Source organism: Polyangiaceae bacterium (genome assembly GCA_020633205.1).
In the GTDB taxonomy this organism is placed as follows: Bacteria; Myxococcota_A; Polyangia; order Polyangiales; family Polyangiaceae; genus JAHBVY01.
Window position 1 is genome coordinate 538,214 of record JACKEB010000010.1, and the last position, 14,171, is coordinate 552,384.

The 14,171-nt window shown below is 64.5% G+C and carries 7 protein-coding genes; 4 read left to right on the forward strand and 3 right to left on the reverse strand.

Annotated elements, in window-relative coordinates; genetic code table 11:
* Positions 1 to 176 precede the first annotated feature (176 nt).
* The gene (gene acs, locus H6718_02215) at positions 177 to 2,135 is read left to right on the forward strand and encodes an acetate--CoA ligase (GenBank protein MCB9584178.1); all 1,959 of its coding nucleotides are present in this window, start codon (positions 177 to 179) and stop codon (positions 2,133 to 2,135) included.
* 101 nt (positions 2,136 to 2,236) lie between these two features.
* On the opposite strand, the gene H6718_02220 is transcribed toward acs, so the two are convergent.
* A complete protein-coding gene (locus H6718_02220) occupies positions 2,237 to 4,654 on the reverse strand; it encodes a hypothetical protein (GenBank protein MCB9584179.1) in 2,418 nt (805 codons plus the stop codon).
* A 287-nt stretch (positions 4,655 to 4,941) separates the two neighbouring features.
* Between H6718_02220 and H6718_02225 the strand changes: the two genes are divergently transcribed.
* The 3 genes from H6718_02225 to H6718_02235 are packed head-to-tail and all read left to right on the forward strand — an operon-like array spanning position 4,942 to position 11,547.
* On the forward strand, positions 4,942 to 7,458 hold the full coding sequence (locus H6718_02225) for an FAD-dependent oxidoreductase (GenBank protein ID MCB9584180.1): 2,517 nt from the start codon (positions 4,942 to 4,944) through the stop codon (positions 7,456 to 7,458).
* Positions 7,455 to 9,248 carry a cyclic nucleotide-binding domain-containing protein gene (locus tag H6718_02230; protein MCB9584181.1) on the forward strand — a complete coding sequence of 598 codons (1,794 nt, stop codon included), beginning with the start codon at positions 7,455 to 7,457 and terminating at the stop codon, positions 9,246 to 9,248. Before H6718_02225 ends, H6718_02230 begins: the two co-directional genes overlap by 4 nt.
* Positions 9,241 to 11,547: a hypothetical protein gene (locus H6718_02235; GenBank protein MCB9584182.1), complete on the forward strand. Its 2,307-nt coding sequence runs from the start codon at positions 9,241 to 9,243 to the stop codon at positions 11,545 to 11,547. The genes H6718_02230 and H6718_02235 overlap by 8 nt, the downstream gene beginning before the upstream one ends.
* Before the next feature lie 192 nt (positions 11,548 to 11,739).
* Here H6718_02235 and H6718_02240 read toward each other — a convergent pair whose 3' ends face one another.
* A complete protein-coding gene (locus tag H6718_02240) occupies positions 11,740 to 12,060 on the reverse strand; it encodes a four helix bundle protein (GenBank protein MCB9584183.1) in 321 nt (106 codons plus the stop codon).
* Positions 12,061 to 13,132: 1,072 nt separating this feature from the next.
* Positions 13,133 to 14,158, reverse strand: coding sequence for a class II fructose-bisphosphate aldolase (gene fbaA / locus H6718_02245; GenBank protein MCB9584184.1), 1,026 nt, complete (start codon positions 14,156 to 14,158; stop codon positions 13,133 to 13,135).
* Between the last annotated feature and the right edge of the window lie 13 nt (positions 14,159 to 14,171).

Sequence of the window (14,171 nt, forward strand, 5' to 3'; positions counted from 1 at the left end):
AAATCCGCAGCACTTGAACGCGAAGCACCCCGGGTGACGCTGTGCGTCGACGCGTGTGCTCGGATGTTCGAAGCTGAAACGCCTGGAAAGCAGCCGCTTGTCCGAGAATGCAACAAGCCGCGAGTGGGGCAACGCGGGTACGAAACCAGGGGGAAACTCGGGTACCATCCAGCCCCATGAGTGACGCGATTGGTAAGTTCTCCGGAGAGAGCCGGCGCTTCGAGCCGCCGGAAGCATTCAAGAAGCAAGCGCGGGTGGGGTCCCTCGAAGACTACCAACGTCTGTATCGCGAGAGCCTCGACGAGCCCGAAAAGTTCTGGCGCCGCGAGACCTCGGAGCTGGTGTTCAAGAAGCCTTGGACGAAGCTCGTCGAGTGGGATGCGCCGTTCGTGAAATGGTTCTCCGACGGAACCTTGAACATCACCGAGACCTGCCTCGATCGCCACCTTGATACCCCACGGAAAGACAAGGCGGCGCTGATCTGGGAGAGCGAGCCTGGCGAGACCCAGACTATCAGCTACGCGGAGCTCCACGCACAGGTCGTGGCTTTCGCGGCCGCGTTGAAGAAGCTCGGCGTACAGAAAGGCGACCGCGTCGCGATCTACATGGGCATGGTCCCGGAGGTGGTGGTGGGCATGCTCGCCTGCGCGCGCATCGGCGCCCCCCACAGCGTGGTATTCGGTGGCTTCGCAGCGGACGCTCTTCGGGATCGCATCAACGACTGCGGCGCCAAGGTGGTGCTGACCCAGGACGGCGCTTTACGGCGTGGCAGCGTGGTGCCCCTCAAAGAGACAGTGGATCACGCCGTGCATCAGACGCCTTCCGTCGAACACGTCGTGGTGTATCGGCGCCTGCCGGAGCGCTGCGAGATCGAGATGCTCGAAGGTCGCGACGTCGACTGGTACGAGGCGGTCAAGGCAGCGAACCCAGCGAGTGCCGCGGAGGCCACCGAGGTAGAGGCGGAGCACCCGCTGTTCATCCTCTACACGTCTGGTTCCACCGGGAAACCAAAGGGCGTATTGCACACCACCGCAGGCTACCTGGCGGGCACCCACGTCACGACCAAGTACGCGTTCGACCTACAAGAGGACGACGTGTACTGGTGTACTGCGGACGTTGGTTGGATCACCGGACACAGCTACATCGTCTACGGCCCGCTCTCGAACGGCGCGACCTGCGTGATGTACGAAGGCGCGCCGAATCAGCCCGATTGGGGCCGCTTCTGGCAGCTGATCGACAAGCACCAGGTGACCATCCTCTACACCGCTCCAACGGCCATTCGCGCGTTCATCAAGGCCGGCGACGACTGGGTGCGCAAGGCGAAGCTCGATAGCTTGCGCCTGCTCGGCACCGTGGGTGAGCCGATCAACCCAGAAGCTTGGATCTGGTACCACAAGGAAGTGGGCAAGGAGCGCTGCCCGATCATCGACACCTGGTGGCAGACGGAGACCGGCGGCATCATGATGACGACGCTCCCCGGCGCGGCAGCGGCGCAGCCAGGCTCTTGCGGCTTGCCGTTCTTCGGTGTGGAGCCCGCGGTAGTGACGCGAGAGAACGAAGACGTGCCCGCCGGCAGCTCTGGCTTGCTCGTCGTGCGCCGCCCCTGGCCCAGCATGCTGCGCACGGTTTGGGGAGACGATGAGCGCTACGTGAAGCAATACTGGAGTGACATCCAAGGGTGCTACTTCACCGGTGACGGCGCGAACCGCGATAAGGACAACTACTTCACGGTGATCGGTCGCATCGACGACGTGCTCAACGTCAGCGGGCACCGCATCGGGACGGCGGAGATAGAGAGCGCCCTGGTGAGTCACCCGTCCGTCGCCGAAGCAGCCGCCGTGGCACGTCCCGACGACCTAACGGGACAAGCGCTCGTGGTCTTCGTCACGCTCAAGCCCGGCTACACGCCGAGCCCCGAGCTTGGCACCCAGCTGAAAGCCCACGTCGGCGAAGAAATCGGTAAGTTCGCGCGCCCGGCGGAGGTGCGCTTTGCTGACGCACTGCCGAAGACGCGCAGCGGCAAGATCATGCGTCGCCTGCTCAAGGACGTAGCCGCGGGTCGAGAGACCCAGGGCGACATGTCCACGCTGGAAGATTTGTCGGTGATCGCGAAGCTCCGCGGTGACGACGAGTGAGCCCGAACTGGACCTGACCGAGCGGCAATACTGACGCCGCCTGAGCGTACGCCGAGTGTTTCCTCCAGGAGATGCTCGGCGTTCGCGCCTAGTCCCCGCCGCTAGCGGTCGGTATATGAGTAGCGCGCGCTGTAGTTCATGAAGCCACTTCCGGTTCCAGTTCCAGAGGCGGTCATTGGTCCCTTCATCGTGATCAGCAACAGCCGAGAAGTCGCCACGTCGAGTTCGAGACTCCCGCTCAGCTTGGCCGCGATCTTCACCGGTCCGCGGTCGTCTCGGATGTCGAGGCTCATGTCGAAGGTAGCAACCTTCGACCCGCCTTGGTTCTGGGTTCCGGTGTACGTCAGGGTGCCGGTGTCGAGGGTGGTGCCAGAAGGCACCAGGCTAGGCGGCAGCGGCACCGACTGACCCACCTTGAACTCAGACTCTGGCAAGAAGGACACCGGTCCAATCCCCAGGTCGTCATCACTCACGTCTTTGAGCTGAGCCGCGGTAGGAGCCTGCCCCGCGGCCGTCGTGATCGCCTTTTCCCCACGGCTCAGGTCGACGATGAAGGTCTGCCCTTGCGCCGGACTCGTTTCCGCCTTGCCGTTGGTCTCGCTACGTTGAATCACGTACTCGACCTGCATGCGAGTCGGAGCGTTCCCATTCACGGCGAGCACCTGGACGCGCCGCTGGGACGAACCGCGTACCTTGACTGGGTTCCCGTTCGCCTTGAGATCGATCTCCATCTCCTCACGGATTTGCGCCTGATCTCCGACTACTGGTGTGCGCAAGGCACCGCCGGTGGCTGGCGCAGCGGCGTTCGTGCTGGATCCGCTGCCGCTGGTCGCAATCAGCACCACAGCGACGACGAGCACCACGAGTACGAGGCCACCACCCACCGCAATGCCGAGCGCTCCGATGGCGCATCCGCCAAGCGCACCCTTGGCCATCGAGCCGCTTTTTTCTGTCGACCCACCTGGCCCCGTCGCGGCCACCACGCCTGGGGACGAGCTCGAAGGCGGCGCAGCGGCTGGATGTGCGCCGGAGACGGAGGACGATGGCTGAAGGTCCGAAGCGCTTGCGAACGAGGGCCGTGCCGCGACCGTAGCTGCGAGCTCCGCAGCGCTCGGCGAGGAAGCCCTGGGGGGATCCGGTTCGGTTACCGCGGGGATCAGGGATGTGCCCTGGGGCGCGGGACGCGCGGGGCTCGCCTCGGGGGTACTCGGCCGGTTCAGCACAGGGCTCGGGGCGCCGAGCTCAGTTTGCGCCAGCGCGGGATCGAAGACGCCCATCGCCTGGGTGCCCTTGGGCCTTTGACTGACGACGTTCTGTGTCGCCGCAGCCTGAGTCTCCGGGATTTCCGTGGCCGGAATTTGCGTTGGGGGCAGCTGGGTTGGCACGGCCTGGCTGTCAGCACGGGTGGCCGGACCGGCGACGCTCGGCACAGCAACGCTCGGCACGGCAACGCGAGCGAAGCCGCTGGAGTCCCGCTGCTCCGCTGCAGCGCGCGGGACGACGGGAACACTTCCCGTGTGCAAATTCTGATGCCCAGAGACCGCGACCCCCGCGCCCGGGATGGGCCCCGGAAAGCTTGGACGCCCAGGGGCGGCGCGCTCCGGCTCAGGCACCGTTTGCGCTTGGCTCTGAACACCAAGGATCGAGTGCACGCGCTTCGCGCTGGCGTCCAAGGGGACTCCCGAGAGCACCTTGCGGAATCCCTTCAGAACCGCAGCCGCGTTCTCAAAGCGCGCCTGGGGATCCACATGCACACACTTCGAGAACCAGGTGTCGAACGCTTGTGGGTACGGAAGCGTCACATGCAGCGTTTGCGCGGCGTGCCCGGCAGGCGGGATCACCGCAGCGCCATGGGTTGGATCCGTCGCGTCGGGTGCGTCCCAAAAGGAGCGCCCAGTGAGCATGAAGAAGCCGACCAAGCCCAGCGCCCAGACGTCGATGCGCGGATCCTGGACCGCCCCTGCCGACTGTTCGGGCGCCTTCCAGAGCTTTTCTCCAGTATCGACGAAGCGCGCGACGCCGTAGTCGAGCAAGTTGATGGAGAAGGCCTCGCCCACGCGTCGAGCCGATGCGAAGAAGAAATTCTCCGGCTTCAGATCACCGTGTGCCTCACCTTTCTGGTGAGCCTTCTGCAGCGCACGGCAACTCTGATCGAACATTTCGATCGCGAGCTGCGCCCCAAGCGGGCCCTTGCTTCGCACACGGGCGCTGCCGTTTTCCCCGCGTAACAGCTGCATCACGAACCACGGCGTCGAGTCCGCCATGCGGAGCCCTGTGCGCAGCACCTCCACGTAGTGCTCTCGATCCAGTTCGCGACCTGAGCGAAGCACGCGATCGAACGCGACCGCATCAAACCCAGACGCAACGACGTGGGGGTGAATCAGCTTGAGGGCGCGACCGCGCCCCGACTCGACCTCCTCCACGTTGTAGATGGAGCCCATATGCCCCGTCGCGAGCATCCCGAGTACTCGATAGTCTTCGAAGATCGCACCGGTCGCCAAAGCAGCTGGAGAGGCCACCGACGAATGCTACACGAGCGCACCTATCGCCAACAGGTGCTCTTTCGTCATGAGATGAACTCTGGGTCTAAGGACCCAACCCGAACGTGAAGCGGAAGACAGCAGCAAAGCAGAGAAGCGAAAGGCAACTGCGCCGCTTCGAACGCCAGTCGCGATGGAAGTGTTTCAATACCCACATGAGATCACTCGCTGCGACGTAGCCCACGGCGGCGATATCAGGCGCTGATATCGGTCGGGAGCACTTCGAAGACCAGTGGCTGCCGGGCTCTTGTTAAGGTTTCTGGATCGTGGCGCGAACTCGCTATCTGATCATCGGTGACGGAGGGGCTGGCATTACTGCCGCGGAGGCGATTCGAGCTGAAGACAGCGCCGCGTCCATCGGCATCTTGACCGACGACCCCAACCCCGCTTATTTCCGCGCGGCACTAACGAACTTCCTGCTCGGGGAGCTACGCGAGGATCAGATCTGGGCAGTACCGCCCGACTACTACGAGGCCGCACACATCCATCGCATCTTCACTCGGGTCGTGGGAGTCGACACGGGGAACCGGCGAGTTCAGCTGAGCAACGGGAACAGCGAGGCCTACGACCAGCTGCTCTTGGCTTCTGGCGCACGGGCGCGCCACCCAGATTTCCCCGGCTCCCAACTGCCGGGGGTGATGACGATGCGCACCGTTCAAGACGTGCGCAGCGTGCTCGACTCGATCCGCGCTGGACGGGTGAAGCACGCGGTGGTGCTCGGCGGCGGTGCCCTTGGCCTGGAGTGGGCGCACGGCATGCTCGAGCACGGCGTGAAGGTCACCTTGCTCGAGTTCGCGCCCCGGCTGCTGCCGCGATCGCTGGACCCGGTCGCGTCCGATCTGCTCGCCGCACGCCTGCGTCGCGCGGGTGTAGAGGTGCACCTCGGAGACGCGGTGGAGCAAGCCCATGCGGGGCCTGACGGGCACCTAGCTCGCGTCACGACGAAACAAGGCCGCATCCTTGAGGTGCAGATGGTGGCAGCTGCAATCGGCGTGATCCCCAACTCGGAGTTCCTGAAGGACAGCGGCGTGAAGCTACATGAACGCGGCGCGATCCTGGTCAACGAACGCATGCAGACGAACGTTCCGAACGTCTACGCCGCGGGAGATTGCTCCATGTTCAACGGCCAGGCGCTGGCGCTCTGGGAGCCGGCGCGCGCTCAAGGTCGCATCGCAGGGCTCAATATGTGCGGCGTGGAGGAGAGATATCAAGTCGGCGAGCACTATTTCGCGACCCGCCTGTTCGACCTGGATTTCGCTGCGGTAGGCAGCGTGCAAGACCAAGCTGGCGGTGAAGACCTCATCGATTTTCCGCGTGGCACCGGAAGTATCTCCTATCGTCGATTGGTGCTCAAGCAGGGCAAGCTCGCCGGGGCGTTGATGGTGGGTGAGCGAAGCGCCCGGGTAAGGCAAGCGGGGCGCGCCTACAAGCGCCTCGTCGACCTCGGCATCGACGTCAGTGAAGTAAAGGCCAAGCTGCTCGACCCGGGCTTCGACGTGAAGGGCTTCATCGAGCAGAACAAGTTGGTTCAGAAGCAGACCGGGGGAACCCTACCGCCACCAGGAGCCTCGCCAGGCTATCGCGCGACGATGACTATCGCAGCGACTTCCCTCTCCCCCCCCAAACAAGAAGCAGGAGATCAGCAAGAAAAACGCACCTTGGCGTCTTCGGGTGAAGTCGCCCAGCGGATCGCGGAGGAAGTCACCCAGCTGCAAGCCGAACCCGCTCCGGCGGGCGCTCAGCTCAGCATTGGTCTCCGCGCGGCAACATCGGCAATGCCTGTGTTCGGTAGCCAGGCGAGCGGCCTCGGCGCGAGCATCTACATCGAAACGCCGAACGGCGCGGGCCAGCGCTGGCAGGTGCCTCAGGAGCCCATGAACATCGGCACCGACTCCACCTGTGAGGTGAAGCTCACCGACCCTGGAGTCTCCGTGGTGCACGCGCAGATCGTGCAATACGGTGAGAAGCTCTATCTAAGGGATCTAGGGAGTCACAGCGGAACCCGCGTGAACGGTCAGCCGCTCACCCAGGTGCACACCCTGGGAAATGGAGATCGCATCGAACTCGGCTCGACGCGCCTGGTGCTCGACTGTCCTCGGTTGCCCCAGACCGCGGCGCCGGCGCAAGCTGCTCCGGTTTCTCGCGCTAGCCAGGCGCCCCGCGCTCCACGCCTCGAGTTCCGGTCCGGTCACTCTTTCGGCCTCAGCGTGGCGCTCGGCAACCACCCGGTGACGATCGGCAGCGACCCGAGCTGTCATTTCCGCGTGGCAGATGCAAGCGTGGCGCCCCAACACATCGGCTTACGCTACGTGAACGGCCGCGCCTACCTCATGGACCTTGGAGGACACGCTGGCACGACCGTGGCGGGACAACGCTTGAACCCTCGCCAGGAGATCGCGCTCTCCGAAGGCAGCGAGGTGCGCCTCGGAGACGTACTCGCCGTCTACACCGAGGAGCCGCTCGCAATCCATGGCAGTGTGCTCGACGGTAGCGCCCAGCTCTCGGTGATCGCGGGGCAAGCCCTGGGCCGCGCAGTGAGCATTGGGGAACGCCTGTATGTGGGGACTCACGCCGAGTGTGGCTTGGTTCTCAGCGACCCCGGCGTGCCCTCTGTGGCGCTCGAGATCACGCGCAACCAAGGCAACTTCTTCGTGCGGGATCCGTCTGGGGGCGGTGGCAGCAGCAAAGGCGGCATCCCCATCGGCGCGCAAGCCATCCCCATCGCGCACCAGGAAGTTTTGATGGTGGGCGGCGCCATGCTGCGCTTCGAGGAGTTGCCGTGAGCCACCTCGACGCATTGCAGGCCGAAGACTACTCGGCGGAGGTCGCCGAGCTCGCGCTCACGCAAGCCATGGCGTGCATCGGCTGCAATGACTGCATGCTGGCCTGCCCCATCTCCCAGTCGCGCAACGTCACAATCGCGGAGCTGAACGCCGCGGTCCACTTGCCGACGATCAGCGATCCACGCGTGGCCGACTTCGTCACCGCCTGCACCCAGTGCGGTCAGTGCGTGCCGGCTTGCCCCGCGGATCTAAGTCGCGCCAACATGGTGCTCTACAACAAGATGAAAGTTGAGGACAACGTCCCCGACTATGACCTCTTGCTGCAGACTGCCCAGGGCGCGATGCCCTCTGGCTGGTCCCTCGACGAACTCTCGGAGCAGCTCGCCGAGCTGCCATTGTTCAACGGCGCGAGCCCGACGGATCTGCGACGGATGGTGCTCCAGAGCACGCTGCGCTTCCTGCAACCGGGTGAGGTACTGTGCTGGGAAGGGAGCTTCCACGAGCGCCTGTTCGTGGTGCTCGAGGGCTCCCTCGAGCAAAGCAACCGCGGCTTGCGCGGCGAACACATCCGCATCTTGGTGCTCTCCCCCGGTTCTTTCTTTGGGGAAATGGGCGTGCTCGCAGATGCACCAGAGCCTTACACCGTTCACGCGCTGGAGCGCTCGATCGTGGTCGAAGTGCCGAAGGTGAGCGTGATCCGGTTGACTCGCCACGCACCGACTTTCAAGCAGACCCTCGAACATCTGTATCAAAAGCGCGCGCTCTGGAGCTACGCGAGCAACCCCGGAGCTCTTGGCGTGTTGCCCGAAGCCGCGGTCGAAGATCTGTTCGCGAACGCCAAGCTCCAGCTGGTTGCCGCCGGGGAGACACTGTTCGCGCAGGGCACTCCGCCCAAAGACGCTTTCCTGGTGCGCAGCGGCTTCCTGCGCGCGAAGCAAACGACGGAGAAGGGCGAGCGCCTGCTCGTCTATTTCCGCGAGGGAGACGTCTTCGGCTTGCTGGACTTCGTGGAGAACACTGGCGTGCGGCTCTACTCCACCGAAGGCGCTAGCCGCGCGGAGGTGATCCGCATCCCAGGCGCCGTCGTGCAGGAGGTCCTGGCTGAGTACCCGGACGCTCGCAGCGCGTTGATGCGCGGGAGCTTCGACACGGACCGCTTGGCTCGCTCGCCGAACATTGGCTGGGGCGGCGTCGCGGCGCATGGCCAAGGCGGACCAAGCCTGCACGTCTTGGTCGAAGAGGGCTTGGCGAAGGGCCGCGAAGTGCTCGTGGTCGATCAAACCCTGTGCACGAACTGCCAGAACTGTATCGACGCTTGCGGGCGCCGCCACGGTTATAGCCGCTTGCAGCTGCGCGGCCTGCAAATCGATCAGTACCTCTTCCCCACGGCGTGTCGCCACTGCGACGACCCAGCGTGCCTGATGTGCAGCGTCAACGGCATCGTGCGTCTGCCGAGCGGGGAGATCCGCATCATCGAAGACAACTGCATCGGCTGCGGGGCTTGCGCCTCCAGATGTCCGTACGGAAATATCAGCATGCACGCCGTCCAGAAAGAGAAGCAAGGCCTCTGGCCGCGCCTCATGGATTTCATCGCGGGGGGAGAGCGCGAGCGCCGCGCGAAACAGGAGGTCGAGGTCAGGACCCAGCGCATCGCCGTCAAGTGTGACCTGTGCTCCGGCTACTCCGACTACGCCTGCGTGAAGGCCTGCCCGGTGGGCGCAGCGTGCCGCGTGGACCCGGCCGTCGCGTTCGCCGACTTGCTCAAGGAAGGCGGCCCAGGCAATGCCTAAGCGCCTTCGCAAGCCGAAAGGTTTGGAGTCGAACATCTGGTGGCTGGTGCTCTTCCTGGTCACTGCGCTCGGCAGCTGCAGCCTCACTCAGGCTTACAAGAGCATCGCGGGCGTCGTCCGTGGGTACACCTTCCTCGGCGTGCTGCTCGGCTTGCTCGCCACCGCGCTCTTCTTCTCCACATTCTTCTTTTCCTTACGCAAACGCTCACTCCAAGAGAGCAAGGTCTTCGGCCGCGGCAGCATGATGGCCTGGATGTCGGCCCACGTTTGGCTCGGCTTGCTCGCGCTGCTGGTCGCCTGGGCCCACGCCGGTAACGGCGTCTTCAGCTTCAACTCCTCGACGGGCAAGACACTTTTCGGCGTGATGGCGTTCGTCGTCGTCAGCGGCATCGTGTGGCGGCTGGCCTATGTACGGGTTCCGCCGCAAGCCGCGAAGGAAGTAGGCAACTACAACAAGAGCGCGACGGAGGACCGCTCCGCAGAGCTCCTGACGGAGATCGAGAAGCACTCCGCGGGCCGCTCCACAGGCTTTCGTGATCTCAAGGTTGCGCTCCTCGAAGGACGCGAAGTCAACGAGCCAGAACTCGAGGCGCTGCGACACGCGCTACCCACCGAGGAGCTTGGCGTATTCGACGAAGTCGCCTCTCTGATCCGCGAGCGCCGCAAGGAGCTCGCGAAGCTCGCAAAGCAAAGCAAGTTCACCGATCGCCTGCAGCTCTGGCGAGCGACGCACGTGCCACTCGGCTTGATCTTGGTCGTGCTGATCCCGCTGCATGTCTGTGGCGCGTGCGACATGCCGGCCAAGGTGTTGCCAGTCGGCGCGCTGCCGAACGCGACCTTGGGCGGCCTGCACTCCGCAGATGACTGCGCCCAATGCCACAAGGAAATCGTCAAGCAGTGGCGTCACTCGATGCACGCCCACGCAATGACTAGTCCGGTCATGGTCGTGCAGAACAACCAAGTCGCCGCCCTGATCCTCAAGGATGCTCCCTCCCCCGATCCCAAGAAGATCTGCGTCAACTGCCATGGGCCAGTAGGCTCGAACCTGAACTCCCAGGTCGAGCTCCCATTCAGCGGATTTCCCCTGGGAGACTCGGACTACGTGAACGAGGGCGTCACCTGCTCCGCCTGTCACCAGTGGAACGGCACGCCGGTAACCGGCGGCGGCGGCCTCGCGCAGTGGGCGAATGGCCTCAAGCCCGGCAGCACATTCTTCGGTCCAAGGGACGATGCCGTGGGGAACGCCTTCCACTCCAGCGAGAAGATCCCGCTGTTCGACAACCCGGACCAGCTGTGCCGCAACTGCCACGTGGTGGCGTACGACACCACCGGCGACGGCCGCATCGTCAAGGGCCAGGACCTCGTCCTGCAGCAGCTCTTCGATGAGTGGACCGACTACCAAGCGGCGGGCAATCCGGACACCTGCGTGAGCTGCCACATGCCGTTCTCGGGCTCGAACCGCGCTGCCAGCAATGCCTGGCCGCTCTTCGAAGTCGACGGCTTTCAGCCGAAGCGAGCCGTGCGCGACCACTCCTTCGTTGGCGTCGACTACCCAATCAACATCAGCCCGAACGACGACCCCCACCGCGACAAACGCCTCGCCCTACTCGCGAGCGCGGGCACCATCGCGGTCACCAGCGCACGCAACTTGGGCTCCTCGGTGTCGTTCAACGTGACCATCAGCAACACGGGGACCGGCCACAACCTGCCAAGCGGCTTTGCCTTCGTGCGCCAGATGTTCCTTGAAGTGAGAATCGTCGATTCCTCGGGGCAACTGATTGGAGGCTCCGGCGTGCTCTTCAACAACACCGACGACCTGTGTGACTCCACCACCATGGACGACCCCACGAACCCGGTGCGCCAGTTCGTGCAAGGCTGCCAACAAAGCGATCCCCAGCTCGTCAGCTTCCAGCAGCTCTTGCTGGATCGCATCACACCGAAGATTGGTGCCAACGGTCAGGTCGAAGTCGACGCCCGGGGCGACGCCGTACTCGCAAAGCCCGAAGGCGCTGTCGAGGTCGTGATTCAGCACACCACGAGCGGCGCCGTGAGCCGCGTGCGCCCCTTCGACAAGAAGCCGGTCAAGCCGATCCCGCCGGGGCAGAGCAGCACCTTCGGCTACAACCTGCCGGTGCGCGGCACTCCCGCCCAGCTCACGGTCAGCGTGAAGATGCGGGCTCTACCGCCGTACTTTCTCCGTGCCCTTGCCGCAGGGCAAAAGACCGGCAAGCACGACCTGCGGGACTACGTGAAGAACTGCAGCGCCGACACGATGTTCAGCCAGACAGTTCGGCTCTAAGGCTGCCTCCCCCAGCGCCACGCGTTTCCGCGTGGCACGCCCCCTCCCGGCCCCGGACGCGACTCGCCTTCGGCTCGCGCGCGGGACGGAGGGGGTGGACGCGTTAGACCCTGGCCGGCCGAGTGTATTGCCGAGTAGCGTTGGGTGGGTGAGCCGCGTGACCCGACAAGAGCCGAATCACGCGGCGGGCTACTACTTGATTGCGAGGCGATGAAGCGTGCCGATGATGCGATTGAAGCGCCTACGCAACGCCTCCTCTATGGGGCGAACCTGCCCCAGCGCAGCCGCGACCTCGAGGCAGGCGAGCGTTTCCCGCGCAGAGCCCATCGCGCTGTGAAAGCGCGCTGCTTGGTTGCGCCCACGGCTGTAGGAAGCCTCAGCGACGTTGAGCGCGATGGAGGATTGAGCGCGCTTGAGCTGCCGCCCCAGATCTGGATCCTCGCGGTAGATGCGCTCCGAAAGCGGCTGAATGAGAGTGATGGTCTCGAGAATGAACGGATAGATTTGTAGCATCGAGTGACCTCCTTTCGATCACGCGATCGCCGCGCCGGCGAGTCGCAGGCGCTGTCCAGGCTGCGAGCGCAGCGAGCACCGGGCGCAGCCCGGCCCCGGCCTGGACGGCGCCGAGCACGCCGGCAAAATTGGAAGTGAACGAACGAACGAACGAACGAACGAACGAACGAACGAACGAACGAACGAACGAACGAACGAACGAACGAACGAACGAACGAACGAACGAACGAACGTGTTCGAGCCAAAGCTAGAGCCAGTCAGAATCCACCCGGAAACTGCCGGGCCAGGCGAAGCCAATGCCCGGCCAGCCTTGAGGAATGACTGCAGGGCCAGGCGAAGCCGATGCCCGGCTAGCCTAACGAACTGCCGGGCCAGGCGAAGCCAATGCCCGGCCAGCCTAACGAACTGCCGGGCCAGGCGAAGCCAATGCCCGGCCAGCCTTGAGGAATGACTGCCGGGCCAGGCGAAGCCGATGCCCGGCTAGCCGTGAAGAACTGAAGGCCAGGCGAAGCCGACGCCGGCTAGCCGAAGCCAGGCGAAGCCGACGCCGGCTAGCCGTGAAGAACTGCCGGCCAGGCGAAGCCGATGCCGGCTAGCCTAACTTCTGAACTGCCGGGCGAGGCGAAGCCGATGCCCGGCTAGCCGTGAAGAACTGCCGGCCAGGCGAAGCCGACGCCGGCTAGCCTGAAGAACTGCCGGCCAGGCGAAGCCGATGCCGGCTAGCCTAACGAACTGCCGGGCCAGGCGAAGCCGATGCCCGGCTAGCCGTGAAGAACTGCCGGCCAGGCGAAGCCGACGCCGGCTAGCCGTGAAGAACTGCCGGCCAGGCGAAGCCGATGCCGGCTAGCCTAACGAACTGCCGGCCAGGCGAAGCCGATGCCGGCTAGCCTAACGGAAACTGCCGGGCGAGGCGAAGCCAATGCCCGGCCAGCCGGCAAGAGGCGCCAAAACGCAACCCCGCGGAAACGGTGCCACCCGAACCCGAACCCGAACCCGAACCCGAACCCGAACCCGAACCCGAACCCGAACCCGAACCCGAACCCGAACCCGAACCCGAACCCGAACCCGAACCCTACTTCAGCAGCGTCTTCCCGTTGCTCTTCAGGTCATGCACCGACTGAACAACGCGGTCCTTCATCGACCCAATCGCAGCCTTCATATAGCTCCGAGGGTCGTACACCTTCTTATTCCCGACCTCCGAGTCGACCTTCAGCACGCCGTCGTAGTTCTTGAACATGTGATCGGCAATCGGCCGCGTGAACGCGTACTGGCAGTCGGTGTCGACGTTCATCTTCACCACACCGTACCCGAGGGTCTCGTGGATCTCCTCGAGGCTCGAGCCCGAGCCGCCGTGGAACACGAGCAGTAGCGGATTGTCACCGGTGTTGTGCTTCGCCTTCACGGCCGCCTGGCCATCACGCAGGATCGTCGGCGTGAGCTTGACGTTGCCCGGCTTGTACACGCCGTGCACGTTGCCGAAGGTCGCCGCGAGCATCCAGCCGCCCTTGCCCTGGAGGCGCTCATAGGCCTCCACCATGTCTTCGGGTGTGGTGTAGAGCTTCTCTTTGGAGACGCCACTCGTGTCGTGGCCGTCTTCCTCGCCGCCGACGACGCCCGTCTCGATCTCGAGCAGGATGTTCAGCTCGGCGCAACGCGCGAGGTACTCTTCACTGACCTTCAGGTTCTCCGCCAAGGTGAGCTCCGAGCCGTCGAACATATGGCTCTGGAAGAGCGGGCCGCGTCCGGCGCTGACGCGCTTCTTGGAGGCCTCGAGCAGTGGATCGAGAAACGGCTTCAGGTTCGACGGGTGGCAGTGATCGGTGTGCAGCGCAAACAGCACGTTGTAGCGTTCCGCAAGCTTGTGCGCCGCTTCCGCGAGGACTTCCGCGCCGAGCGCCATATCACCCACGGGGCCCGATGCGTGCTTACCCCCGCCGGTGGACACCTGAATGATGCCGTCCGCCTCTGCCTCGGCGAACGCGGCCATCGATGCGCTGAGCGTCTCCAAGCTCGTCACGTTGATGGCTGGGAAGGCGTACTGACCCGCCTTGGCCTTGTTCAACATCTCTTGGTACTGCTCGTGAGTTGCGATGGGCATGGCTAATCCTCGT

Bases quoted from the DNA above. Each gene is read 5' to 3' on its own strand.
- acs (MCB9584178.1), top strand. From the start codon at position 177: ATGAGTGACGCGATTGGTAAGTTCTCCGGAGAGAGCCGGCGCTTCGAG.
- H6718_02235 (MCB9584182.1), top strand. From the start codon at position 9,241: ATGCCTAAGCGCCTTCGCAAGCCGAAAGGTTTGGAGTCGAACATCTGG.
- H6718_02240 (MCB9584183.1), bottom strand. From the start codon at position 12,060: ATGCTACAAATCTATCCGTTCATTCTCGAGACCATCACTCTCATTCAG.
- fbaA (MCB9584184.1), bottom strand. From the start codon at position 14,158: ATGCCCATCGCAACTCACGAGCAGTACCAAGAGATGTTGAACAAGGCC.